This is a genomic window from Pseudomonas caricapapayae (assembly GCF_001400735.1).
GTDB classification, from domain to species: domain Bacteria; phylum Pseudomonadota; class Gammaproteobacteria; order Pseudomonadales; family Pseudomonadaceae; genus Aquipseudomonas; species Aquipseudomonas caricapapayae.
Genome location: NZ_LJPW01000014.1, coordinates 1 through 24,327 on the forward strand (window position 1 = coordinate 1; position 24,327 = coordinate 24,327).

Here is a 24,327-nt window from a genome sequence, read left to right on the forward strand (position 1 = left end):
GTATTGAGTCATGTAGTAGCGATCAAATAATACTGCTTTGCCAACGTAGCTTTGACCGGCTATCAAACGCTCATAGGCTGCGCCCTTGCGATCCAGCACGGTGCCGATGGCGCGCGTGCCATCCTGCTTGCTCAGGGAGGTGCTGATACGGATGAAGTCGTCGCCGCTGCGCACGAAAATCGTTGCCACGCCTGCGGTCAGCGAGCTGAATTCATCGACTTCGGTAAAATCGTTGTTCAGCGCAGTGTCACGCAGAAACAGGCCTGGCGTGGACGTACCCGCGACCGTGACCGGCTTGTCGGGTTGCAGGCTCAGGCCCGCAGCAAAGCGTTTTTCGAACAGCCCACTCAAGCGCTGAGTGCTGTCGCGCAAGGTGCTGTGAAACGTGTTGAGCTGGTCGGCGAGCAATCTGGCTTCGCTCGACATGTGTTCTTCGCGAATCACCAGGTTGGACGCATCCAGAGACCGCAGCGCGAACAGCGTGCTGCCACTGATGACCACGGCCAGGATCACAGCCAGAGCAATACCGAGTTGCGAAGCAATTCGGGTACGGGGCTTGGACATAGAGACTCCGTGCCGAATGATTGGAGTTGCCGGGTCCGTGGCTTACCATTCAGCTGATAAATTAGTGAGTATTTTGTGCCGCCTGAACAGGCGGTAGTTAAGCAATGCTTCGGCCACCAAGGTCGTTACTTGAGTGCGAAGCGGGACATTAACGAATGATGGCAGTTCAATACTAAACTAATTTTTAATGCAGTACTTCAACTAACGGCAACTCCATAGCGTTGACCTCCGCCTGCAGAAAATCGCTGAGACGCCGCAACCGCTCTACGCCGGGCCTTGTACGCGGCCAGACCAGATAGTAGTTCTCACCGCTGAATACTGCCGTTCGCCACGGCAGGCTCAGGCGGGACTGCGCCACGTCCTCGGCAACCATCAGCAGATCGCCCATCGACACCCCGTAACCGCGTGCCGCTGCAATCATTCCCAGTTCAAGCGTATCGAACACTTGCCCGCCCTTGAGCGATACCTTGTCTGCCAGCCCCATTCGGTTCAGCCAGGAGCGCCAGTCACGTCGATCGGGGGTGGGATGCAGTAGTTCAGCTTTCGCCAGCCGTTCGACGTCCCAGGGCGGGTCCTGTAACAGCGTTGGCGCACCTACCGGAATCAACAACTCGGGGAACAGCAAAGTGGCCTCCCAATCCGACGGGAAGTGCCCGTGGCTGAGCAGAATCGCGCAGTCGAAAGGCTCCCGGGTAAAGTCCACCGCATCGATATCCATCCACGCGCTGGTCAGTTGCACTTCGTTGCCCACTTGCAGATGACGGAAGCGACTGAGCCGCGCCAGCAACCAGCGCATGGTCAGTGTCGAGGGGGCTTTCATGCGCAGAATGCCCTCGTCGGTCTGCAAGGTGCTGCAGGCTCGCTCCAGCGCCAGAAACCCATCGCGTACGCCGGGCAGCAGCGCTCGCGCCGATTCGGTCAACTGCAGGTTACGTCCGTTGCGCTGAAACAAACGACAGGCAAAGTGCTCTTCGAGCGTGCGTATGTGACGGCTTACTGCGCTCTGGGTGATCGAAAGTTCTTCGGCCGCCCGCGTGAAAGAGGTATGCCGTGCCGCAGCTTCAAATGCCCTTAGTGCATAGAGAGGAGGGAGACTGCGAGGCATGGGGCGCTTCCTGCGGGCAAAGAGTCGCTACTGTACTGCAAATTGCTTCAGATGAGTTTTAGTCATGCTGAGCATCGCATTTATCGTTTTGTGTTTAGCCGTGGACCTGCCCAGAATACGCTGCTCAATCGTTCCCTCGCCGTAGAGCACCGCCACCATGCAGCAGCCCGCCTTCAAAGAACTCTGGATCATCCTGCGCCTGGCCGGGCCGCTGATTGCGTCGCAAATGGCGCACATGCTGATGGTGTTCACCGACACCGTGATGATGGGCAAGATCGGCCCCGAAGCGTTGGCGGGTGGCGGCTTGGGAGCCGCCACGTACAGTTTCGTCTCGTTCTTTTGCGTGGGTGTGATGGCTGCTGTCGGCACGCTGGTCTCGATCCGCCACGGCGCGGGCGATACCGAAGGCGCGACCCGGCTGACCCAGGCCGGTCTCTGGCTGGCGTGGGGCATGGCGCTGATCGCCGCGCTGTTGCTGTGGAATCTTGAGCCGATCCTGTTGCAGTTCGGCCAGGCTGAAGCCAACGTGCATATGGCTGGTCAATTTCTGATCACCCTGCCCTTTGCCCTCCCCGGCCTGCTCAGCTTCATGGCATTGCGTGGCTTTACCAGTGCACTCGGGCGTGCCGGGCCGGTCATGACCATCAGTCTGGCCGGTGCAGCAGCAAACTTCGTGCTCAATTACGCGATGATCCACCAATGGCTCGGGTTGCCCAATCTGGGGTTGATGGGGATCGGGCTGGTCACCGCCATCGTGACCAACTGCATGGCGTTGGCTCTGGCGCTGTACATCAGACACCATCCGGCCTATGCGGCGTACCCGATCAGCACCGGGCTTTCGAAGCTGTCGCGCAGCCACCTGCAAGAGTTATGGCGTCTGGGACTGCCGATTGGCGGGACCTACGCAGTGGAAGTCGGTCTTTTCACCTTCGCAGCGTTCTGCATGGGCGCGATGGGCAGCACGCAAATGGCAGCGCACCAGATTGCCCTGCAGACCGTGTCAATGGCGTTCATGATTCCAGTGGGCATGTCCTACGCGGTCACCATGCGTATCGGCCAGCATTACGGTGCGGGCAACCTGGTCATGGTGCGCATGGCCGGCCGTCTGGGTATCGGTTTTGGCGGCTGTGTGATGCTGATGTTCGGCATGCTGTTCTGGCTGGCGCCGCATCTGGTCATCGGCCTGTTTCTGGATATCAATGACCCGGCGTTTGCCGAGATTGTCGTGCTGGCGGCAAAACTGCTGGCCATTGCGGCCTTGTTCGAGTTTTTCGACGGTACTCAGACTATCGCGATGGGCGCGATTCGCGGGCTCAAGGACGCACGCACCACGTTCCTGATCGGTCTGGGCTGTTACTGGCTGATCGCCGCGCCTGCCGCGTGGCTGCTCGGCTTCTTTACCGATGCTGGCGCTTCAGGCGTCTGGTGGGGCCTGGCGCTGGGCCTGTTCTGCTCGGCAGTGGCCCTGACGTATGCGTTTGAATGGAAGACGGCTCGCCTGTTGCGTCAGGACGCAGCCGGAGTGGCGGTGCCGGGCTGATCCGGCTCGCCATCATCCAGAGTGTGATACGTGCGCATGGGCGGCTTCCGAGCGCAGGTAACTCACCAGATCCTCCATCGGCAGCGGTCTGCTGATCAGATAGCCCTGCACCTGGTTGCAGCCGAAACCGCGCAGCAGTTCCAGTTGCCCGGTGGTTTCCACACCCTCGGCGACCACTTCCAGGTTCAGGTTGTGAGCCAGATTGATCATGGCGTTGACCAGCTTGCGGTTCTCTTCGCGTAATTCCATCTGTTCGACGAAGCCCATGTCGATCTTGAGCAGCGCGATGGGCAGGCTGTTGAGGTGCATGAACGACGAATAGCCCGTACCGAAATCATCCAGCGAAAAGCGCACACCCAGCTGTCGCAATGCGTCCATGGTCTGTCTGACCTGATCGCTGCGCCGCATCACGGCGGTTTCGGTCAGTTCGAACTCCAGCCAGTGCGCATCGACCTTGTGCTCCTCGATCAGGCGGCTCAGTGTCGGTAGCAACTGGCTGTCCTGAAATTGCCGGAATGACAGGTTGATCGCCATGTGCAGTGGCGCAAAGCCTTGCTCGCGCATGGCCTGCATGTCACGCAGTGCACGGAAGATGACCCAGTAGCCGAGCGGCACGATCAGGCCACTCTGCTCGGCCAGTGGTACGAATTCACCGGGCGGCAGCAGCCCGCGCTCCTGATGGCGCCAGCGCACCAGTGCTTCCAGGCCGACAATGCGACCGGTGTCCAGGCACAGTCGCGGCTGGTAATGCAGCTCCAGCTCATCGCGTCGCAAGGCTCGCCGCAATTCACCTTCCAGATCGGCAAGGCTGCGGGCGTTGCGGTTGATGCGCTCGTCAAACAGATGATAGGTGCAGCCCTGCATGCTCTTGGCCTGACGCATGGCGATGTGGGCGTGCCACATCAGCGGGTCGGCTTCGGGCCGGGCTTGTGAGTGAGCGATGCCCAGGCTGCAGCCCAGCAGCAGGCTTTCGCCATCGACCCAATAGGGTTCGGACAGAACATCGGTAATCCGCTCGGCCAGTTGCAGGGCGCGTGCGGGTGTCGCACGGGTGTCGATCAACAGGGCAAACTCGTCGCCGCCAAGGCGTGCGATCTGATCACCCGCTTCGAGCTGGTTTGTCAGGCGCGCCACCACTTGCAGGATAAGGCGATCACCGGCCTGATGCCCCAGCGAATCGTTGGCGCGGCGGAAGTTGTCCAGGTCCAGATGCCCCAGTGCCAGACTGCCGCCTTCGGCCAGACGCGCCGTCAACAAGGCCTGAAAGCCCTGGCGGTTGGCGATGCCGGTCAACGGGTCCTGGCCTACGAGACGCCGCAGGCTGTCTTCCAGGCGACAGCGCTCGTGGACGTAGCGCAGGCAGCGCCGAAGCGCGTCGCCGGTCAACGCATCACGCACCAGCCAGTCACTGACGCCGGTCGGTCCGACCAGCGGCTCCTTTTCAAGCAGCACCACGGTAGGCAACAGGCAGGTTCCGGTTCTGGGCTGCAAATCCGGCGTCGTCAATAGCACGGTATTGCGCTCGCTACCGTACCTGGCACTGAAAGCGTCCCAGTTTGCGCCATTCACAAGGATCACGTTGCTGCCCGGCGTGGTAAGGCAACCGCACAGCAGCGCATGCCAGAAAGGTTCGTGCGCCAATAACAGCAATCGCAGGGGTTCGACAGGTGTAGGCAATCTAACTTCCTAAGTGCAAAGGAAAAACCGGTGGCCGCACTCCCGCAGGAGCGTGACAAATACACGTATCGTCGCGTCGCGGCGCAAATGTAACAAAAACAGAAGAATTAGATAGCAGTCACTGTCTGACTACGATGACCGCTGCACAAACCCGTGGGCCTGTTAAAATGCCCGACCTTTTTTGCAGACGACTCTTCATACCGCCATGTCCCGACTCAATCCCCGGCAGCAGGAAGCCGTGAACTACGTCGGCGGCCCTCTTTTGGTGCTCGCCGGTGCCGGTTCCGGCAAGACCAGTGTGATCACCCGCAAGATCGCCCACCTGATTCAGAACTGCGGCATCCGCGCCCAGTACATCGTCGCCATGACCTTTACCAACAAGGCCGCGCGCGAGATGAAGGAGCGGGTCGGCACGTTGCTCAGAGGCGGCGAAGGGCGCGGCCTGACGGTCTCGACCTTCCACAACCTGGGGCTGAACATCATCCGCAAGGAGCACACGCGGCTGGGCTACAAACCGGGCTTCTCGATCTTCGACGAGACCGATGTCAAGGCCCTGATGACCGACATCATGCAGAAAGAGTATTCGGGCGACGACGGTGTCGACGAAATCAAGAACATGATCGGGTCGTGGAAAAACGATCTGATCCTGCCCGCCGAGGCGCTGGAAAACGCTCGCAACCCCAAAGAACAGACCGCCGCCATCGTCTACACCCACTATCAGCGCACGCTCAAGGCGTACAACGCGGTGGACTTCGACGATCTGATTCTGCTCCCGGTCAAGTTGTTCCAGGAACATGCCGACATTCTGGAGAAGTGGCAGAACAAGGTGCGTTACCTGCTGGTGGACGAATATCAGGACACCAACGCCAGCCAGTACCTGCTGGTGAAACTGCTGATCGGCTCGCGACACCAGTTCACCGTGGTGGGCGATGACGACCAGTCGATCTACGCCTGGCGCGGTGCGCGTCCGGAAAACCTGATGCTGCTCAAAGACGACTATCCCTCGTTGAAAGTGGTGATGCTGGAGCAGAACTACCGCTCCACCAGCCGCATCCTGCGCTGCGCCAACGTACTGATCTCCAACAACCCGCACGCGTTCGAAAAGCAACTGTGGTCCGAGATGGGTCACGGCGACGAGATCCGCGTGATCCGCTGTCGCAACGAGGATGCCGAGGCCGAGCGGGTGGCCATGGAAATCCTGACCCTGCACCTGCGCACCGATCGGCCCTACAGCGACTTCGCCATCCTGTATCGCGGTAACTATCAGGCCAAACTGATCGAGCTCAAATTGCAGCACCATCAGGTCCCGTATCGCCTGTCGGGCGGCAACAGCTTTTTCGGTCGTCAGGAAGTGAAAGACCTGATGGCCTATTTCCGCCTGCTGGTGAACCCGGACGACGACAACGCTTTCCTGCGGGTCATCAATGTGCCGCGTCGTGAAATCGGCTCGACCACACTGGAAAAACTCGGTAATTACGCCACCGAACGCAAGGTGTCGATGTACGCCGCCACCGATGAAATCGGTCTGGGCGAGCACCTGGACAGCCGCTACACCGACCGTTTGCAACGCTTCAAGCGCTGGATGGACGGCGTGCGTCAGCAATGCGCACAAAACGATCCCATCGCCGCGCTGCGCAGCATGGTGATGGACATCGATTACGAAAACTGGCTGCGCCAGAACAGCTCCAGCGAAAAGGCTGCCGACTACCGGATGAGTAACGTCTGGTTCCTGATCGAGGCATTGAAGAACACGCTGGAAAAGGACGAAGAAGGCGGCATGACCATCGAGGAGGCTATCGGCAAGCTGGTCCTGCGCGACATGCTCGAACGCCAGCAGGAGGAAGAAGACGGTGCCGAAGGCGTGCAGATGATGACCTTGCACGCCTCCAAGGGGCTGGAGTTTCCTTACGTGTTCATCATGGGCATGGAGGAAGAGATCCTGCCGCACCGCTCCAGTATCGAAGCCGACACCATCGAAGAGGAGCGCCGTCTTGCCTATGTCGGCATCACGCGCGCGCGGCAGACTCTGGCTTTCACCTTTGCTGCCAAGCGCAAGCAGTACGGTGAAATCATCGACTGCGCACCAAGCCGCTTTCTGGATGAGTTGCCCCCGGACGATCTGGCCTGGGAAGGCAATGACGACACCCCGACGGAAGTCAAAGCGGTCCGCGGCAACACCGCGCTGGCCGATATTCGCGCCATGCTGAAACGCTAGCCGACACACGAAACTGATCATTTATTGCGCAATGGCGCAGCCAAGGAATTGAAGTGGAAGCACTGCACAAGAAGATTCGCGAAGAAGGCATCGTATTGTCCGACCAGGTGCTGAAAGTCGATGCATTCCTCAATCATCAGATCGATCCGGCATTGATGAAAGAAATCGGTGACGAGTTCGCCCGCCTGTTCGCCGATGCTGGCGTGACCAAGATCGTGACCATTGAAGCGTCCGGTATTGCGCCTGCAGTCATGGCGGGCCTGAACATGGGCGTGCCAGTGATCTTCGCCCGCAAGCATCAGTCCCTGACCCTGACTGAAAACCTGTTGTCGGCGACCGTGTACTCGTTCACCAAACAGGTCGAAAGCACCGTGGCGATCTCGCCGCGTCATTTGAACAGCACCGACAATGTGCTGATCATCGATGACTTCCTGGCCAACGGCAAAGCCTCGCAAGCGCTGATCTCGATCATCAAACAGGCCGGTGCAACCGTGGCCGGGCTGGGGATCGTGATCGAGAAGTCCTTTCAGGGCGGTCGTGCCGAACTGGATGCACAGGGCTATCGCGTTGAATCGCTGGCGCGGGTCGAATCCCTGGCCGGTGGGGTTGTGACGTTCAAGTAAGGCCCCCAGTAATGGGCGCGCCATCGAGCTTCTGCCCGCGGGGCGTGGGAGCGAACCGGGCGACGCTTCGCTTGTGCGAAGACGGTGTTTCAGTCGATGCATTTTCGGCGATAACACAGCCCCTTTCGCGAACAAGTTCGCTCCCACAAAAGCAGGCTTTCGATACTCATCGCGACTTGTGTATCACTTGGCAATACCGAGGGCACGCAAGCGTCGATACAGGGTGCGTTCGCTCAGCCCCAGCTCCTTGGCCAGTTCGCTGCGCGAGCCGTTGAACACGCGGCGATTTTCTCCAGGCCGTCGTCTTGCTGGCGGTAAGTCACGCCACCCGCTTCGTCGCCCTGACCGCGCACTTCAGCGGGCAAATCCTGTACGCGAATGATGCCGTCATCGGTAAATAAACGGGCGCGTTCAAGTATGTTGCGCAGCTCGCGGATGTTGCCGGGGTAGCTGTAAAGGCTCAGCAGTTTCATGGCCTCGGGGTCGATACGCGGCGCAGCCCCGGGCGCGATGCGTTGCAGCAGGCTGTCGATCAGCAACGGCAAATCCTCGCTGCGTTCGCGCAGGGCGGGCAGGCGGATCGGGAAGGCGCTGATGCGGTAGAACAGGTCCTGGCGGAAACTGCCGTCTGCGACCATCTCTTTCAGTGGTTTGTGCGTGGCCACCACCAGACGAAAATCGGAATGCACCGTTCTCAGGCTGCCGACCGGGCGAAAGCTGCCTGATTCGATCAGCCTCAACAGCTTGACCTGCATGGCCAGCGGTACTTCGCCGATTTCATCAAGGAACAACGTGCCGCCATGGGCAGCTTCGGCCAGGCCGGTCTTGCGCTGCAATGCACCGGTGAACGCGCCCTTCTCATAGCCGAACAGTTCGCTCTCCAGCAGGGTTTCCGTAAGCCCGGTGCAATCGACCACTACCAGCGGCCCGGAGGCTCTGGCGCTGCTGGCGTGCAGGGCGCGCGCGAACAATTCCTTGCCGGTGCCCGATTCACCCTGCAGCAGCACCGGAATCTGCGCGGGCGCAGCACGCTGCAAGGCACCCAGAACATCCTTGAACGCCGCCGAACGACCGACCAGCCCATGCTGTTGCGGCTGGACCGACGCTACCGCGACGGAACTCAGCCGCTCGACATAGGCGATGACGTCACCCCGATCATCGAGAATCGGCCGCAGTTCCACATCCACATGCTCAGGGCCGCGTGGCGTATGGTGAATATGCAGCAAACGCTCCGGAAGCTGCGTTTCATGGGCTTTGCGCATCGGGCAATGCTCACCGGCCTGATCGCACGGTACTGCAAACTGGTGCGAGACCCGATAGCACTTCTCGCCCACATGCGGCGTGCCTTCAACGCCGAACTGGCGCTGATAGGCGGTGTTGGCCGCGATGATGTTGTAGTCAGTGTCCAGGACGATGGTCGGCCGCAGGTCATGTTCGAGGTATGACACCAGCGACTGCATGCGACTGCCGGGAAAATCAGTGGCGATGAGGTTCATGCTTGCTCCTGTGGACTGAGCGCAGCTTAACCCATCTCGCTGCCAGCTTATGCCACTGTCTGCCAGATGACTGCCAGAATGTGGCAGTCAGCAGCCTTTCACTGGCCTCCCGATCTTCTGCCAAACCTCCCGACGCCACGTATTGGCTAAGCTCAATGGGCTTTCCGGTCGTTGGCATGGTTATTGAGACGTCATGGCAACGACTGCCAACCGTCCGGCCTGGCCAAGCGGGCCTTGAGGCGATTTACAGCCATGGGAATTGCACATGATCATCGGTGAAAAACTTTATGTCGAAGCCCTCTTCGACAGCCAGACCTGGACCATCAGCTATCTGGTAATGGACCTGGACAGCAAGCAATGCGCGCTGATCGACAGCGTACTCGACTACGACCCCAAGTCCGGCCGCACCCGGACCGAGTCTGCCGAACGAATGATCGGGCGAGTGCAGGCGCTGGGTGCGTCGGTGCAGTGGATTTTCGAAACCCATGTGCACGCAGATCACCTCTCGGCAGCGCCGTACCTGAAACAGGCGCTTGGCGGACACATCGTCATTGGCAGTCACATCACCGCCGTGCAGGAAACCTTTGGCACGTTGTTCAACGCGCCGCCTGACTTCGCCCGCAATGGCAGCCAGTTCGATGTGCTGCTCGAAGACGACGCGTCGTTCGCCCTCGGTACGCTTCAGGTCAGGGCCATGCATACGCCGGGGCACACGCCGGCGTGCATGAGCTATCTGGTGCAGCTCGGTGACAAAACCATCGCGTTTGTGGGCGACACCTTGTTCATGCCCGATTACGGCACCGCCCGTTGCGACTTTCCCGGTGCCGACGCGCGCACGCTGTATCGCTCCATTCACAAGCTGCTGGCGCTGCCGCCCGACACTCTTCTGTTCATGTGCCACGACTACCTGCCCAATGGCCGTGAGCTGCAATACATGACCACCGTCGCTGAACAGCGCGCCAGCAATATCCATGTCCATGACGGGGTCGATGAAGACACGTTTGTCAGCATGCGCGAGGCCCGTGACGTGACGCTGGACATGCCGGTGCTGATGCTGCCCTCGGTGCAGGTCAACATGCGCTGCGGACACTTTCCCGAGCCGGAAGACAACGGCGTCGTCTACCTGAAAATCCCGCTCAATGCCCTTTGACTGCTGCCTGATTTCGGAAACCCTGCGATGAATGCTTCAACAATTGCCTGCCAGATCCTGATCGTCGGTGGCGGTGCTGCCGGTATCGCCACCGCTGCCAGCCTGCTTGCCCGCGACGCTGCCCTGCAGATCACGCTGGTCGACCCTGCCGATACTCACTATTACCAGCCGGGCTGGACCATGGTCGGCGCGGGTATCTTCACGCCGCAGTCGACCGCGCGCAGCATGCTGTCGCTGATGCCCAAGGGCGTGCAGTGGATCAAGGCTGCCGTGGCGACGTTCGAGCCGCACGACAGCACCCTGACGCTTGCCGATGGGCGCGTGCTTGGTTATCAGCAACTGGTGGTCTGCCCTGGCCTGAAGCTGGACTGGGCTGCCATTGAAGGGCTGTCCGAGACGCTCGGTGCCAATGGCGTGACCTCCAACTATCGCTATGACCTGGCACCCTACACCTGGAAGCTGGTGCAGGGCCTGAAACAGGGCCGCGCCCTGTTCACTCAGCCGCCAATGCCGATCAAATGCGCAGGGGCACCACAGAAGGCCATGTACCTGTCCTGTGATCACTGGCGCAAAACCGGCCGTCTGGCGCAGATCAATACGCAGTTCTATAACGCCGGTGGCGTGCTGTTTGGCGTGGCGGACTATGTGCCGGCGCTGATGAAGTACATCGAGCGTTATGCCATCGACCTCAAGTTCAGTCATCGACTGGTGGCTGTCGACGGGCCGGGGAAGCGCGCTAAGTTTGTCCGCACGCATGCCGATGGCAGCAGCGAAACGGTCGAACAAGGCTTCGAAATGTTGCACGTGGTACCGCCGCAGATTGCTCCCGATTTCGTCCGTAACAGCCCGCTGGCCGATGCCGCAGGCTGGCTGGACGTGGACCCTGCCACGCTCCGGCACAGGCACTTCGCCAATATTCATGGCTTGGGCGACGTTACCAATACCAGCAACGCCAAGACCGCCGCAGCCGCCCGCAAGCAGGCACCGGTGGTCGCCAGTAATGTGCTGGCGGCGCTGGGTCGCCTGAATGAATCCGCCGTCTATGACGGTTATGGCTCGTGCCCGCTGACTGTCGAGAGAGGCAGGATCGTGCTGGCTGAATTCACCTACGGTGGCAAGGTTGCGCCAAGCTTTCCGCGTTGGCTGCTCGATGGTCGCCAGCCAACCCGGCTGGCCTGGTGGCTGAAAGAGCGAGTGCTGCCGACGCTGTACTGGCATGGCATGCTCAAGGGCCGTGAGTGGCTGGCCAAGCCGCAGAAGGCTGATGCGAAGCATGGATGAGCATCAACTGTTGGGCGTTGGTCTGGGAGCGATTATCGGGGTGGTTCTGGCGCTGACGGGCGCAGGAGGCGGTATTCTCGCGGTCCCGCTGCTGGTCTTCGGGCTTGGCCTGTCGATTGTCGAAGCCGCACCGGTCGGCCTGCTGGCTGTGGGGCTGGCGGCCGGGATCGGCGCGGTACTGGGACTGCGCCAGGGGATCGTTCGCTATCGCGCTGCCGGGTACATCGCGGCTATCGGCGTGTTGATGGTGCCTCTGGGCCTGTGGCTCGCCCATCGATTGCCCAATACACCGCTGGCATTGGTCTTTTCGATCGTGCTGCTGTACGCCTGCACGCGCATGTTTATCAGGGCCAGCCGCGAGTTACGTCGCGGCCAACCGGCCCCGCGGGCAGAAATGTTGCCCTGCGTGCTCAATCCGTTGCGAGGCCGCCTGCGCTGGACCATGCCGTGCCTGCGCGCATTGACGCTGACGGGGGCAGGCTCGGGTCTGCTGTCCGGCTTATTGGGTGTAGGCGGTGGGTTCGTGATCATTCCGGCGCTGACCCGCTACAGCGATCTGGACATGAAAAGCGTTGTGGCGACGTCACTGGCCGTGATCGCCCTGGTCTCGACAGGCAGTGTCGTCACCGCCTCCTTGAGCGGCGTGATGCACTGGGCCGTGGGTGCGCCTTTTGCGCTGGGCGCAGTCATCGGTTTGTTGGCCGGCAGGCAGGTCGCCCGCTACCTCGCCGGCCCGCGCCTGCAACAGCTGTTTGCCGTGTGCGGCATTGTTGCCGCGTTCATGCTGGCGTTGTCAGTGCGCTAACCGCCCGAGGACGCAGAGCGTCCAGAAAGGCATTCCCACGCGGAGCATGGGAACGATAAAAAATCGTGAGACGACCACCGCGCCAACGCGGAGCATGGGAACGATAAAGGCTTCTGCCATCGTGCCAATGCTCCGCGTTGGCATGCAGTTCGTGACGCTCTGCGTCACATGCCTGCGCCCGGGAGTCGACAGGCTTAAAGCTTTTGCCAGACCTTGGGTTTGAAGAACAGCGTCTCGCCCTTGGCCAGACCCACCAGGCTGTCGTGGTCTTTCACCACTTCGGCCTCGATCAGTTCGCTCTGCCCTTCCACTTTCAGCGTGACCCGCGTCGTCGCACCCAGCGGGCGGATGTCGCGGACTTCGGCGGCGTGGTGGTCTTCGATTTCCTGGCGCGACAACGACACTTCATGCGGACGGAACAACAGGTGGCCTTCCTCGCCCAGGCTCAGGCGGTTGGAGTCGCCCAGAAAGTGGTAGACGAAGTCGTTGGACGGGTTCTCGTAGACCTCCCCCGGCGAGCCGATCTGTTCGATCACGCCTTTGTTCATCACCACGATGCGGTCGGCCACTTCCATGGCTTCTTCCTGATCGTGAGTCACGAATACCGAGGTCAGGTTGATGTCTTCGTGCAGGCGCGCCAGCCAGCGACGCAATTCCTTGCGGACCTTGGCGTCCAGCGCCCCGAACGGCTCGTCGAGCAACAGCACTTTAGGCTCGACCGCCAGCGCACGGGCCAGGGCAATCCGCTGGCGCTGACCACCGGACAATTGCTCCGGATACCGGTCGGCCAGCCAGTCCAGTTGCACCATGTTCAGCAGTTCGTGAACCTTTTCCGCGATGCGCGTTTCGGTCGGGCGCTCGCGCTTGGGCTTCATGCGCAGACCGAACGCAACGTTGTCGAACACGGTCATGTGGCGGAACAGCGCGTAATGCTGGAACACGAACCCGACGTTGCGATCACGCACGTCGTGGCCGGAAACGTCTTCGCCATGAAACACGATACTGCCGTCATCCGGGGTTTCCAGGCCGGCAATGATGCGCAGCAAGGTGGTCTTGCCGCAGCCTGACGGCCCCAGCAAGGCCACCAGCTCGCCACTCTGGATGTCCAGACTGATGTTGTTCAGGGCCTTGAAGGCGTTGAAGTTCTTGCTGACGTTACGGACTTCGATCGACATGATTATTCCTCCGCCGCGTTATGGCGCAGACGGTTAATGCGGGATTCGCTCCACTGCTTGAGCAGCAGGATGAACAGCGCCAGGATCAGCAACAGGCTCGCCACGGCAAAGGCTGCAACGTGGTTGTACTCGTTGTAGAGGATTTCGACGTGCAGTGGCAGGGTGTTGGTGACGCCGCGAATGTGGCCGGAAACCACTGAAACCGCGCCAAACTCACCCATCGCCCGTGCAGTACACAGGACCACGCCGTAGATCAGGCCCCATTTGATGTTCGGCACCGTGACGTGCCAGAACATCTGCCAGCCGTTGGCACCCAGCAGCCGCGCCGCTTCTTCTTCCTGAGTGCCCTGCTCCTGCATCAGCGGGATCAGTTCACGCGCAACAAAGGGCACCGTGACGAAAATGGTCGCCAGCACGATGCCCGGCAAAGCAAAGACGATCTGAATGTCGTGATCCTGCAGCCAGGGCCCGAACAGCCCCTGAGCACCGAACATCAGCACGTAGACCAGACCGGCGATCACCGGCGACACCGAGAACGGCAGGTCGATCAGCGTCACCAGAATGCTCTTGCCGCGGAACGAGTATTTGCTCACGCACCATGCGGCACTGACGCCGAACACCAAGTTGAGCGGCACCGAGATCAGCACGGCGATGACCGTCAACTTCAGCGCTGACAGGGCATCCGGCTCAAGGATTGCGGTAAAGAACGCGCCCAGACCGTTTTTCAGCCCCTGGGACACCACGATGAACAGCGGCAGCCCCAGAAACAGGAAAAACACCAGCCAGCACAGACCGATCAGGATACGTCGCGAAACCGCGCTGCCACGACGTGCGGCGTTGGCAGAGGCGGCGGCTGAAACAGATGAATAAGACATGTTCTGCGCCTCCTCAGGATGGGGTTTCAATGCGCCGCTGCAGCAGGTTGATCAGCAGCAACAGAATGAAGGAAACCACCAGCATCATCACGCCGATGGCGGTCGCGCCGGTGTAGTCGTACTGGTCGAGCTTGACCATGATCAACAGCGGCAGGATCTCGGTTTTCATCGGCATATTGCCGGCGATGAAAATCACCGAACCGTACTCGCCCACGCCTCGCGCAAATGCCAGTGCAAAACCGGTCAGCCAGGCAGGCAGCAGGGCCGGAACGAGGATGTGGCGGAACACCTGCAGCGGACGCGCGCCCAGGCAGGCAGCTGCCTCTTCGACTTCCCGGGGAATGTCGGCCAACACCGGCTGTACGGTGCGCACCACGAACGGCAAGGTGACGAACGTCAGTGCCAAAGTGATACCCAGCGGGGTGTAGGCGATCTTGAAGCCCAGGTCGGTTGCAAACTGCCCGACCCAGCCATTGGGCGCGTACAGCGCTGTCAAAGCGATACCGGCCACAGCGGTCGGCAGGGCAAATGGCAGGTCGATCATCGCATCGATGATCTTGCGGCCGGGGAAGGTGTAACGCACCAGCACCCAGGCAAGCAGTGTGCCGATCACACCGTTGATGAGGGCCGCGTAAAAAGCGGTGCCGAAACTCAGCTTGAGTGCCGCAATCACGCGAGGTGCCGTGATGATGGTCCAGAACTGATCCCAGGTCAGCTGCGCGGCATGTACGAACATGGCGGCCAGCGGTATTAGCACAATCAGACTGAGGTACACCAAGGTGTAACCCAGCGTCAGCCCGAAGCCGGGTATGACGGGGGAGATACGACGCGACATAAAAGTCCCTGGTTTCACTTGCACGAAGCCCGGACGTTAATCCGGGCTGCTTGACCAAACCTGCGATGCCACTCGCGCGGCATCCTCATTCGGTTTATTGCGCTTGGTAAATCTGGTCGAACACGCCGCCGTCATTGAAAAACTTCGGCTGCGCAGTTTTCCAGCCGCCAAAGTCTTTGTCGATAGTCACCAGATCAAGTTTCGGGAATTGCTTCTCATACCTGGCGGCCACTTCGGCATTGCGTGGGCGATAGAAATTTTTTGCAGCAATTTCCTGACCTTCCTTGCTGTACAGGTGCTTCAGGTACTCAGTCGCGATTTCGGTGTTGCCTTTCTTCTCGGCGTTCTTGTCGACCACGGCTACCGGAGGCTCTGCAAGGATCGACAGCGAAGGTACGACGATGTCGAATTTGTCCTTGCCGCCGTCTTCTTTCAATGCCAGGAACGCTTCGTTTTCCCATGCCAGCAGCACGTCACCCTGACCGTTGTTGACGAAGGTGATGGTCGAACCGCGCGCACCGGTGTCCAGAATCGGTACGTGCTTGAACAGGGTCTGTACGTATTCCTTGGCCTTGGCTTCGTCACCGCCGCCAGCTTTCAGGCCGTAGGCCCAGGCAGCCAGGAAGTTCCAGCGGGCACCACCGGAGGTTTTCGGGTTGGGCGTGATCACCGACACGTCTTTCTTGATCAGGTCACCCCAGTCCTTGATGCCTTTGGGGTTGCCTTTGCGCACCAGAAACACGATGGTCGAGGTGTAAGGTGTGCTCGCGTCCGGCAGGCGGGTCTGCCAGTTTTCAGGCAGGGTCTTGCCGAGTTTGGCGATTTCGTCGATGTCACCGGCCAGTGCCAGGGTCACCACGTCAGCACGCAGACCGTCGATCACGCCACGCGCCTGCTTGCCCGAGCCACCGTGAGACTGCTTGATCTCTACCTTGTCGTCCGGATGGTTTTTTTTCCAGAAGTTGATGAATTCTGCGTTGTAATCCTGATACAGCTCGCGTGTCGGATCGTAAGACACGTTGAGTAGTTCGTAATCCTTGGCAATAGCCGAGCCTGCGAAAACAGCACTGGCCAGAGCAGCCAGAGCAAAACGGCGAATGGACATAGATGAAGCTCCTGGAATTCTGTGTGTTGGCTTTTTTTAATTTCTTCTTGGCGCGTCAGAACGGCATCCGCACGGGCGCACTGCTTTTTCAAGGGGGGTATCAGGAGTCAGGATGAAGCCCTCCGGTTGACCAGTCGGGTATTACCGCTTCAGCTCTGCTTGGCGGCGGGGTTCTGCAAACGAAACTTTTCCTTGCGCTCGATCTGCACCACTTGTGCGTTGTGCACCGTGATTTCGACGGCACCAAAACGCAGGTCACGCAACGCACTCTGAATTTCACGCAGAATTGCTGCTTCGTCCTGACCGTCAACACTACGTAGAGATGCGCTCATTGTTTTATTCCTTGAAAGATGAGAAGCCAGCCTTCGCGACCGGGGGCGATGGCGTATGGCGGTGAGGCAATAATAGTGAGGCGCGGATATTCTTAAAAAGACTATTTAAGAATGCAGATATAACCAAAAGAAATTTAGCGGTTTCAGGCTTTGCCAGGGTGCGTTGCACACCCTGGCAAGCCTTGCGCTACGGGCTTTAGCTGGACTGAACAGCGACGTGCTCGAAGACGGGCGCATGGGACCAGTCGATAGCCTGCGCGGCCATTGGTCGGGCGAACCAGTAACCCTGGCCCAATTGACAGCCGTTGCTCAGCAGGAACGCAGCCTGATTGGCGTGTTCGATGCCTTCAGCCAGCACCCGCATGCCCAGGCTGCCAGCCAGCGCGATAACCGCTCTGACAATCGCAATGTCGTCATCGTCGCCCGGCAGGCCGGCCACGAAACCCTGATCGATCTTCAGTTTTTGAACCGGCATGCGTTTGAGTCGCAGCAGTGAAGAGTAGCCCGTACCAAAGTCATCGATGGCCAGGCTCAGACCCAGTTCGCGCAGACGATGCAATTGCTCGATCGCCTGCTCGGGGTCTTCCATGACCGCACTTTCGGTCACTTCCAGTTCCAGATAGGCCGGCTCCAGCCCGGTGTCCTGCAATGCCTGTGCTACCCGACGGTCGAGGTCGCCATGGTTGAACAGGCGGCTCGACACGTTGACCGCGACGAACTCGACCGGCACGTCGTCCGCCAGCCAGGCCTTCATCTGCAGGCAGGCGGTTTTCAGCACCCAGGCATCGATATCGGCGATCAGCCCGCTTTGCTCGGCAATCGGAATGAATTCACCCGGCGAGACCATACCGCGCTCCGGGTGCTGCCAGCGCACCAGCGCCTCGACTCCATGGATACGACGAGTGATCAGGTCGTGAACCGGTTGATAGACGACCCGCAGTTGCTCCAGCTCGACAGCTTGACGCAGTTCGCTGGCCAGTTGCACCCGTTGCTGGGCGTGGGCGGTGAGTTCCTCGGTGTACAGCGCATAACACTCACGACCATCGCTCTTGGCCTTGAACAGCGCCGAATCGGCATTGCGCAACAATTGCTCTGCGGTCAGCGCGTCGCCGGGGAACAGGCTGATGCCGATGCTGGCAGTAACAAACAGCGGATGCGCAGCGACGGCAAACGGCGCTTTGAGTGCATCGATCACCTGTTGCGCCAGCGCGGCGGCCTGAACCATCTGTGAGCAGTTCTTGATCAACAGGGCGAACTCGTCGCCGCCGGGACGCGCCAGGGTCATTTCATTGCCGGATACGCTTTTGAGTCGCTCGGCGACGGCCTTGAGCACATCGTCACCCACATTATGGCCAAGGCTGTCGTTGATGTTCTTGAAGTGGTCCAGGTCGATCAACAACAACGCACAGCCGCGCTTGCTGGCGCGCGCAGAGGTCAACGCCTGACTGATCCGGTCGGTCAGCAGCAGGCGATTGGGCAAATCGGTCAGGCCGTCGAAGTGGATCAGTTGAGCCAGTTCCTGCTCGGAGCGCTTGATGGCAGTGATATCCGAGAACACGGCTACAAAGTGTCTGGGTTGACCATCGTCGCCGATAACGCTGCGAATGGTCTGCCATTGCGGGTAGATTTCGCCGCTTTTACGTCGATTCCAGATTTCACCGCTCCACTGGCCCTCGCTGATGATCGAGTGATACATCTGCCGGTAAAACTCGGCGCCGTGGCGGCCGGACTTGAACTTGCTCGGGTTGTGCCCCAGCACCTCTTCGGCCTGATAACCGGTGATGTCGACGAAGGCCTGGTTGACGTGGACGATGTGCCCCTGCGCGTCGCTGACCAGCACCCCTTCGCGGGTGCTGTCGAACACGGCTTCCGCCAGTCGCAGCCGGTCGTAATCGGCTTGCTGGCGCTGAAACAGCGCGTCGCCGCCAATGATGCTTCTCAATCGGTCGCGTGCGATGAAGATCATCACCGCGCTGAGCAATGCCCAGCTGTAACCGGTCATCAGTTGCCAGAACGCCAATCGAGCGGGTTCTTCGATGAAAAAGGGCAGCAACAGGCCGCATGTCACGAACCACAAAATCGACAGCAGCCCATACAGGACGGCCGTTCGCAGCGCGCCAAGGGAGTAATCTGACATCGGAAACGAAAAACCTTATGTAAAGCCGGAATTATAAAGCAAGAAACATCCTGCGACTCTTATCTGAAAGGGTGACTGGTTTTCTGTGTGATGTCAGTGATAATGCTCGTCGTAACTTTTTTCTTCATGAGTATCCTTACGAGGGCCAAACAGCCTATGTGGTACAACGGTTTGCTCGACCTTTCCGTCTGGCAGGTAATAGCAGTCACGCTGGCGATGACCCATGTGACTATTGTCGGCGTCACGGTCTATCTGCACCGCTACTCAGCCCACCGCTCGCTTGAGCTCAATGCGGGGCTGAAACACTTCTTCCGTTTCTGGCTGTGGCTGACCACTGCCCAGAACACTCGCGAGTGGACGGCCATCCACCGCAAACACCACGCAAAATGCGAAACCGTCGATGACCCGCACAGCCCGGTCGTCAAAGGCCTGTCCACTGTGCTGCGCAAAGGGGCCGAGCTGTACCGTGAAGAAGCACAGAATCAGGACACCCTGCGTATCTACGGCAAAAACTGCCCGGAAGACTGGATCGAGCGCAATCTGTATTCGCGCTACAAACTGCTGGGCATCGCCCTGATGGCGGTTATCGATGTGGCGCTGTTCGGTGCTCTCGGTATCACGGTATGGGCCATCCAGATGATGTGGATTCCCTTCTGGGCTGCCGGCGTGGTCAATGGTCTGGGCCATGCCGTCGGCTATCGCAACTTCGAGTGCCGCGACGCAGCCACCAATCTGGTGCCCTGGGGCATCGTGATCGGCGGCGAAGAACTGCACAACAACCATCACACCTATCCCAACTCGGCCAAACTGTCGGTCAAGCCATGGGAGTTCGACATGGGCTGGGCATGGATCAAGCTGTTCAGCTTCCTGCGTCTGGCCAGGGTCCAGCGCGTTGCGCCTATCGCCCATCGGGTCGAAGGCAAGGGTCATATGGACATGGATACCGCCATGGCGATCCTCAATAACCGTTTTCAGATCATGGCGCAGTACCGCAAGCTGGTGATTGCCCCGCTGGTTGCCCAGGAACTGGCCAAGGCCGACGAATCGGTCCGTCATCAGTTCCGTCGCGCCAAGCGGCTGCTGTCGCGTGAAACCAGCCTGCTCGATGACAGGCACCACCTGCGCATCCAGACCATGCTGGAACACAGCCATGCGTTGAAAGTGATCTATGAAAAACGTCTGGCGTTGCAGCAGATCTGGGTCAAGACCAGCAGCAATGGCCATGACATGCTTTCGGCCATCAAAGAGTGGATTCACGAGGCCGAAGCCAGTGGTATTCACTCGTTGCGCGAGTTCGCCGATCAGCTGAAAACCTACTCCCTGCGCCCTGCCCACGCCTGATACCGTTGATCGGCGCGCCTCCTGCAGGCGCGCCGTTCCCGGAACTTATCTCCTGCGAATCCATCTCATCAACTTTCCCGCCAGTCGGGAGAGGGCGCGGCATTGGCCGTACACGCTTGAGATGGTTCTTATGGAAAAGCAGTCTCCTACCTCCCTACCCGGCACGCCGATCACTGATATGCCCGCAGCCGCAGAAACCCTGTTAGCCCTGATGCACGCCCAGGCAGAAGTTGCACGTCTGAGCGAGCGTGAACAACTGTTCAGCTCATTGCTGGTGAGCGTGAACGCTGTTCTGTGGGCGTTCGACTGGGAAACTCAGCACATGATCTACGTCAGCCCGGCATACGAGCGTATCTTCGGTCGCTCGGCGGGCTTGCTGCTGGCCGACTACAGCGAATGGCGCGACAGCATCTATCCGGATGACCTCAACTACGCCGAGCGCAGCCTCAATGAGGTTATCGAGAAAGGCTCGATCGAGGATCGCGAGTACCGGATTATTCGTGCAGACGGCGAAGTACGCTGGCTCAGCGATAAATGCTTTGTCAGCCACCGTGCCGATGCCAGCCAGCGTCTGATCGTGGTGGGCATCGCTGAAGACATCACCGAGAAGAAGCACCTCGAAGACGAGCTGCAACGCCTGGCCACCACTGACGTGCTGACCCAGAGCAGCAACCGTCGGCACTTTTTCGAATGCGCCCAGCGCGAGTTCGAGCTGGCTCGTCTCAACGGCACGCCGCTGGCTTTTCTGTTGCTGGATATCGATGACTTCAAGCTGGTCAACGACACCTACGGCCATCAGGAAGGCGATACCGTGCTGCAACGCATTGCCGAAAGCGGTCGCTCGGCATTGAGGCGGGGGGATCTGTTCGGGCGCATTGGTGGCGAAGAGTTCGCAGCGGTATTCCCTGGCTGTGCACCGGATATGGCCATGCAGATTGCCGAGCGCTTGCAGCGCGAGATTCAGCGCCAGAACTTCCAGGCAGGTGGCACCACCTTCAGCATCACCGCCAGCCAGGGCCTGACCAATCTGGGCCCGGACGATCCAAGCCTCGAAACCCTCTACGGCCGCGCCGACGCCGCGATGTATCAGGCCAAGCGCCAAGGCAAGAATCAAATCGTGCTGGTTTGACGCGCCTTAACCATTGCCCGCGAAGCTTTCAGTTCTTGGGCACATCCTGAACCGCATCGGCTGGGTCCTCGATCGCCGCAGGTTGCTCGGCAGGTGCTTCAGGTGTCAGGTCCAGCAAATCGGGTTCATCGTCCTCAAGCACATCAGCAGCGGCCTCGGGCTCGGTCGGTAGCGGCCTCAGCAGGCTTGGGTCAGTCACGCCGGTCAGCTTCTTGCGCAGACGCTGCAAGTCGCCGACGCTCAGCTTCAACAGCTTGGCCGACTTGGTCTTGATCAGCGTAGTGACACTCTCTTCCTCGCCCAGACGCGCCATCTGCCCCGCCAGGTTCATTGCCAGGACTTCGCGCGTGTAGATGCCGGTATTGTACTGATACACCGCAGCGATCAGCTCACGCAGTTCCAGCGGCAAGCGCCAGCGAGTACGCAGGGCGGAACCGAATGCGGCGGAATACTGCTCCAGGGACTGCTTGATCACCTGCTCATTCAGCTCGCCACCGGCCAGCAGCCACTCCTGCAGACAACCCAGTACCGCCAGATCGCCCAGCGATTGCAGCAGCCCGGCGCAGAAACAGCGCTCTACATCCAGTTCCAGCATGCCGCCCAGGATGCGCGCGTAGTCAGCCGTGCGCTGCGACATGGTCCAAAGCTCACTGGCCTGGGCCAGCAACGCGTCGCTGGTCAGTACGGCCATACGCTTCTTGGCAAGGCCCGACGCAATGTTTGCGCCCTGCACCGGCCCGAGGATGGCCAGCGCCCCGCCCATGGTCTGCACCGGCTTGCCCAAATGTTGCGCGGCGCTGTTGGCGGCTGCGATCAGCACGGCGGTGATGTGCGGATCGTTACGCAGCTCCTGCTCCAGCAAGGCGGCGTCGATGCCGTTGGGGGTCTGGCTGAGCTTTATGGCCGTCGCGACATCGACGAACAGCGGCGCGCCGTCCGCCACGTCACGGCGTTTGTCGAGAAACTTGGTCAGCGTCAGGCCCGGTGTCAGCGCGGGCACTGCGCCCGCGACCGGCGCACGGCGCTCCAGCAGCAGGCTTTCCAGGCGCTGGCGCAGGCCTTCGGTATTCAGGGGTTTGGTCAGGTAAGCAGTCGGTGCCAGCGGCAAAACTTCGCGCACGCTGGCGCTGTCATTGCGATTGCTGATGAGAATGAAGGGGATTGCAGGCTGACGGCGCAGGTTACGGACGCCACGCAACAGGCTCAGCCCGTCGATCCCCGGCAGCTCGCGCGCGGCGATGATCAGGTCGGGCAGCTGTTTCTTCATCCACTCGACAGCTTGTTTGCCATCGGTGCACATTTCCAGATCGACATCCGCACGCACACCTAACACGAGGTCGCTGAGTGTTTCACGGACCCACGGATCAGACTCAGCAATCAATACGCGAGGTACCGCGGGCAAATCTACAGCAGTCATCATGACTCTCCGACATCGATGCGTTCACCTTAGCCAAAGCCTTCGTCCGGATATAGCAAAAAGAGCGAAATACCGTGCTCCAGACCAAAAAAAACCCGTCGAAACGGGCTTTTTTTGTCTGTTTGGTCATAAATTAATCAATTCACGACCTCACACTTTTTACGCGATTTCAGCGAAGCATTCTTCCAGAATGGCCAGACCACGGGTCAGCAATTCATCTTCGGCGGTGAGCGGGACAAGCACGCGCAACACGTTGCCGTACGTACCGCATGACAGCAGAATCAAGCCCTCGTCACGCGCCTTGGCGACCACCTGCGCCACAGCCGCAGCGTTAGGCTTGTGCGAGTCGCCGTCTTCAAACAGCTCGACAGCAATCATTGCGCCCAACGCACGCACTTCGCCGATGACCGGGTACTTGGCCTGAATCGCCTTGAGGGAGGTCACCAGACGCTCGCCCACTGCCTTGCAACGATCCAGCAGGTGCTCTTCTTCGAAGATGTCCAGCACCGCCAGTGCCGCAGCGCACGCCACCGGGCTACCGGCATAAGTGCCGCCCAGACCGCCCGGCGCGATGGCATCCATGTACTCTGCCTTGCCGCACACGCCCGCCAGCGGGAAACCGCCTGCGATGGATTTGGCAAAGGTGGTCAGGTCAGCGGCAACGCCCATCTGCTCCATCGCGAAGAACGTGCCGGTACGGCCCGCGCCGGTCTGCACTTCGTCAGCGATCAGCAGGATGCCGTGCTTGTCGCACAGCTCGCGCAGACGCAGCATGAACGCCTTCGGCGCCACATAGAAACCACCCTCGCCCTGTACGGGTTCGATGATGATTGCAGCGATGTCCCTGGGCTCGGCGTCGTTTTTGAAGATGCGCTCGATGCTGGCGATGGAATCGTCAACGCTCACGCCGTGCAGCTCGCACGGGTACAACGCGCGGAAGATGCCGCCCGGCATCAGACCCATGCCCGCCGAGTAAGGCACGACTTTGCCGGTCAGGCCCAGGGTCATCATGGTACGGCCGTGGTAAGCGCCGGTGAACGCGATAACGCCCGCACGGCCCGTGGCTGCACGCGCGATCTTCACGGCGTTTTCCACCGCTTCGGAACCGGTGGTCACCAGCAGGGTTTTCTTCTCGAAATCGCCTGGCACCCTGGCGTTGATTTTTTCGCACAGCTCAACGTAAGGCTCGTAGGCCAGTACCTGAAAGCAGGTGTGGCTCAGCTTGGTCAGTTGCTCTTGCACCGCGGCAATGATTTTCGGGTGCAGGTGACCAGTGTTCAGCACGGCAATGCCGCCTGCGAAGTCGATGAATTCACGACCTTCCACGTCGGTAACGGTCGCGTTCTTCGCCGAAGCTGCGAAGATCGGGTGGATCTGACCAACGCCACGCGGGACGGCAGCATGGCGGCGTTGCATCAGGGATTCGTTAGTCTTGCTCATGTATTCCTCATTCGCCGCTCATCGGTCGGCGTGGGTCAAGGATCAAGCGGACCGGATCAACTGCGGCAGCATACGATGATCGACT

General features: G+C 60.0%; 19 protein-coding genes and 1 pseudogene. 8 read left to right on the forward strand and 12 right to left on the reverse strand.

Features of this window, described 5'->3' with window-relative positions:
* Both ALO80_RS02760 and ALO80_RS02765 read right to left on the reverse strand, forming a co-directional pair.
* Window positions 1-564 (reverse strand): Cache 3/Cache 2 fusion domain-containing protein (locus tag ALO80_RS02760; protein WP_174518938.1); only part of this gene is annotated, 564 nt, incomplete at its 3' end.
* A 184-nt stretch (window positions 565-748) separates the two neighbouring features.
* Window positions 749-1,669 (reverse strand): LysR substrate-binding domain-containing protein, encoded by a 921-nt coding sequence (locus tag ALO80_RS02765; RefSeq protein WP_055006053.1) that lies wholly within the window; start codon window positions 1,667-1,669, stop codon window positions 749-751.
* Between the two features lie 157 nt (window positions 1,670-1,826).
* Here ALO80_RS02765 and ALO80_RS02770 point away from each other — a divergent pair, with 157 nt between their 5' ends.
* Window positions 1,827-3,209 (forward strand): NorM family multidrug efflux MATE transporter, encoded by a 1,383-nt coding sequence (locus tag ALO80_RS02770; protein ID WP_055007845.1) that lies wholly within the window; start codon window positions 1,827-1,829, stop codon window positions 3,207-3,209.
* 12 nt (window positions 3,210-3,221) lie between these two features.
* Here the strand turns inward: ALO80_RS02770 and ALO80_RS02775 are convergent, their stop codons facing one another.
* Complete coding sequence (locus ALO80_RS02775; protein ID WP_055007846.1) at window positions 3,222-4,886, reverse strand: putative bifunctional diguanylate cyclase/phosphodiesterase; 1,665 nt, start codon at window positions 4,884-4,886, stop codon at window positions 3,222-3,224.
* A 205-nt stretch (window positions 4,887-5,091) separates the two neighbouring features.
* On the opposite strand from ALO80_RS02775, the gene rep reads away from it, so the two are divergent.
* Window positions 5,092-7,101, forward strand: coding sequence for a DNA helicase Rep (rep, locus tag ALO80_RS02780; protein WP_054985015.1), 2,010 nt, complete (start codon window positions 5,092-5,094; stop codon window positions 7,099-7,101).
* Between the two features lie 53 nt (window positions 7,102-7,154).
* Complete coding sequence (locus ALO80_RS02785; protein WP_054985014.1) at window positions 7,155-7,724, forward strand: xanthine phosphoribosyltransferase; 570 nt, start codon at window positions 7,155-7,157, stop codon at window positions 7,722-7,724.
* Between the two features lie 183 nt (window positions 7,725-7,907).
* On the opposite strand, the pseudogene ALO80_RS02790 reads toward ALO80_RS02785, so the two are convergent.
* Window positions 7,908-9,220, reverse strand: a pseudogene (locus ALO80_RS02790) (sigma-54 interaction domain-containing protein).
* 265 nt (window positions 9,221-9,485) lie between these two features.
* On the opposite strand from ALO80_RS02790, the gene ALO80_RS02795 reads away from it, so the two are divergent.
* Genes ALO80_RS02795 through ALO80_RS02805 form a run of 3 tightly spaced genes read left to right on the forward strand, consistent with a single transcriptional unit; the run spans window position 9,486 to window position 12,456 of the window.
* The gene (locus ALO80_RS02795; protein ID WP_055007847.1) at window positions 9,486-10,370 is read left to right on the forward strand and encodes an MBL fold metallo-hydrolase; all 885 of its coding nucleotides are present in this window, start codon (window positions 9,486-9,488) and stop codon (window positions 10,368-10,370) included.
* 27 nt (window positions 10,371-10,397) lie between these two features.
* Window positions 10,398-11,651, forward strand: coding sequence for an NAD(P)/FAD-dependent oxidoreductase (locus ALO80_RS02800; protein ID WP_055007848.1), 1,254 nt, complete (start codon window positions 10,398-10,400; stop codon window positions 11,649-11,651).
* Entirely contained in the window at window positions 11,644-12,456 is an 813-nt protein-coding gene (locus tag ALO80_RS02805; protein ID WP_055007849.1) for a sulfite exporter TauE/SafE family protein, read from the forward strand. Before ALO80_RS02800 ends, ALO80_RS02805 begins: the two co-directional genes overlap by 8 nt.
* A 194-nt stretch (window positions 12,457-12,650) precedes the next feature.
* On the opposite strand, the gene ALO80_RS02810 is transcribed toward ALO80_RS02805, so the two are convergent.
* The 6 genes from ALO80_RS02810 to dibA form a co-directional block, all read right to left on the reverse strand.
* On the reverse strand, window positions 12,651-13,631 hold the full coding sequence (locus tag ALO80_RS02810) for a sulfate/molybdate ABC transporter ATP-binding protein (RefSeq protein ID WP_054986889.1): 981 nt from the start codon (window positions 13,629-13,631) through the stop codon (window positions 12,651-12,653).
* A gap of 2 nt (window positions 13,632-13,633) precedes the next feature.
* Window positions 13,634-14,506, reverse strand: coding sequence for a sulfate ABC transporter permease subunit CysW (cysW, locus tag ALO80_RS02815; protein WP_004662918.1), 873 nt, complete (start codon window positions 14,504-14,506; stop codon window positions 13,634-13,636).
* Between the two features lie 13 nt (window positions 14,507-14,519).
* Window positions 14,520-15,341: a sulfate ABC transporter permease subunit CysT gene (gene cysT, locus ALO80_RS02820; RefSeq protein ID WP_054986890.1), complete on the reverse strand. Its 822-nt coding sequence runs from the start codon at window positions 15,339-15,341 to the stop codon at window positions 14,520-14,522.
* Window positions 15,342-15,435: 94 nt separating this feature from the next.
* Window positions 15,436-16,446 carry a sulfate ABC transporter substrate-binding protein gene (locus ALO80_RS02825; protein ID WP_055007850.1) on the reverse strand — a complete coding sequence of 337 codons (1,011 nt, stop codon included), beginning with the start codon at window positions 16,444-16,446 and terminating at the stop codon, window positions 15,436-15,438.
* Window positions 16,447-16,595: 149 nt separating this feature from the next.
* Window positions 16,596-16,778 (reverse strand): sulfur starvation response protein OscA, encoded by a 183-nt coding sequence (gene oscA / locus ALO80_RS02830; protein WP_002551397.1) that lies wholly within the window; start codon window positions 16,776-16,778, stop codon window positions 16,596-16,598.
* 196 nt (window positions 16,779-16,974) lie between these two features.
* Window positions 16,975-18,915: a phosphodiesterase DibA gene (gene dibA / locus ALO80_RS02835; protein WP_055007851.1), complete on the reverse strand. Its 1,941-nt coding sequence runs from the start codon at window positions 18,913-18,915 to the stop codon at window positions 16,975-16,977.
* Window positions 18,916-19,071: 156 nt separating this feature from the next.
* Between dibA and desA the strand changes: the two genes are divergently transcribed.
* On the forward strand, window positions 19,072-20,256 hold the full coding sequence (gene desA, locus ALO80_RS02840; RefSeq protein ID WP_055007852.1) for a delta-9 fatty acid desaturase DesA: 1,185 nt from the start codon (window positions 19,072-19,074) through the stop codon (window positions 20,254-20,256).
* A gap of 130 nt (window positions 20,257-20,386) precedes the next feature.
* On the forward strand, window positions 20,387-21,385 hold the full coding sequence (locus tag ALO80_RS02845; protein WP_055007853.1) for a GGDEF domain-containing protein: 999 nt from the start codon (window positions 20,387-20,389) through the stop codon (window positions 21,383-21,385).
* A 28-nt stretch (window positions 21,386-21,413) separates the two neighbouring features.
* Here the strand turns inward: ALO80_RS02845 and ALO80_RS02850 are convergent, their stop codons facing one another.
* Window positions 21,414-22,805, reverse strand: a complete 1,392-nt coding sequence (locus ALO80_RS02850; RefSeq protein WP_055007854.1) for a response regulator — start codon at window positions 22,803-22,805, stop codon at window positions 21,414-21,416.
* A 156-nt stretch (window positions 22,806-22,961) separates the two neighbouring features.
* The gene (gene gabT / locus ALO80_RS02855; protein ID WP_055007855.1) at window positions 22,962-24,242 is read right to left on the reverse strand and encodes a 4-aminobutyrate--2-oxoglutarate transaminase; all 1,281 of its coding nucleotides are present in this window, start codon (window positions 24,240-24,242) and stop codon (window positions 22,962-22,964) included.
* Between the last annotated feature and the right edge of the window lie 85 nt (window positions 24,243-24,327).

Bases quoted from the DNA above. Each gene is read 5' to 3' on its own strand.
- ALO80_RS02765 (WP_055006053.1), bottom strand. From the start codon at position 1,669: ATGCCTCGCAGTCTCCCTCCTCTCTATGCACTAAGGGCATTTGAAGCT.
- ALO80_RS02770 (WP_055007845.1), top strand. From the start codon at position 1,827: ATGCAGCAGCCCGCCTTCAAAGAACTCTGGATCATCCTGCGCCTGGCC.
- rep (WP_054985015.1), top strand. From the start codon at position 5,092: ATGTCCCGACTCAATCCCCGGCAGCAGGAAGCCGTGAACTACGTCGGC.
- ALO80_RS02795 (WP_055007847.1), top strand. From the start codon at position 9,486: ATGATCATCGGTGAAAAACTTTATGTCGAAGCCCTCTTCGACAGCCAG.
- ALO80_RS02800 (WP_055007848.1), top strand. From the start codon at position 10,398: ATGAATGCTTCAACAATTGCCTGCCAGATCCTGATCGTCGGTGGCGGT.
- ALO80_RS02805 (WP_055007849.1), top strand. From the start codon at position 11,644: ATGGATGAGCATCAACTGTTGGGCGTTGGTCTGGGAGCGATTATCGGG.
- ALO80_RS02810 (WP_054986889.1), bottom strand. From the start codon at position 13,631: ATGTCGATCGAAGTCCGTAACGTCAGCAAGAACTTCAACGCCTTCAAG.
- cysW (WP_004662918.1), bottom strand. From the start codon at position 14,506: ATGTCTTATTCATCTGTTTCAGCCGCCGCCTCTGCCAACGCCGCACGT.
- cysT (WP_054986890.1), bottom strand. From the start codon at position 15,341: ATGTCGCGTCGTATCTCCCCCGTCATACCCGGCTTCGGGCTGACGCTG.
- ALO80_RS02825 (WP_055007850.1), bottom strand. From the start codon at position 16,446: ATGTCCATTCGCCGTTTTGCTCTGGCTGCTCTGGCCAGTGCTGTTTTC.
- oscA (WP_002551397.1), bottom strand. From the start codon at position 16,778: ATGAGCGCATCTCTACGTAGTGTTGACGGTCAGGACGAAGCAGCAATT.
- dibA (WP_055007851.1), bottom strand. From the start codon at position 18,915: ATGTCAGATTACTCCCTTGGCGCGCTGCGAACGGCCGTCCTGTATGGG.
- desA (WP_055007852.1), top strand. From the start codon at position 19,072: ATGTGGTACAACGGTTTGCTCGACCTTTCCGTCTGGCAGGTAATAGCA.
- ALO80_RS02845 (WP_055007853.1), top strand. From the start codon at position 20,387: ATGGAAAAGCAGTCTCCTACCTCCCTACCCGGCACGCCGATCACTGAT.
- ALO80_RS02850 (WP_055007854.1), bottom strand. From the start codon at position 22,805: ATGATGACTGCTGTAGATTTGCCCGCGGTACCTCGCGTATTGATTGCT.
- gabT (WP_055007855.1), bottom strand. From the start codon at position 24,242: ATGAGCAAGACTAACGAATCCCTGATGCAACGCCGCCATGCTGCCGTC.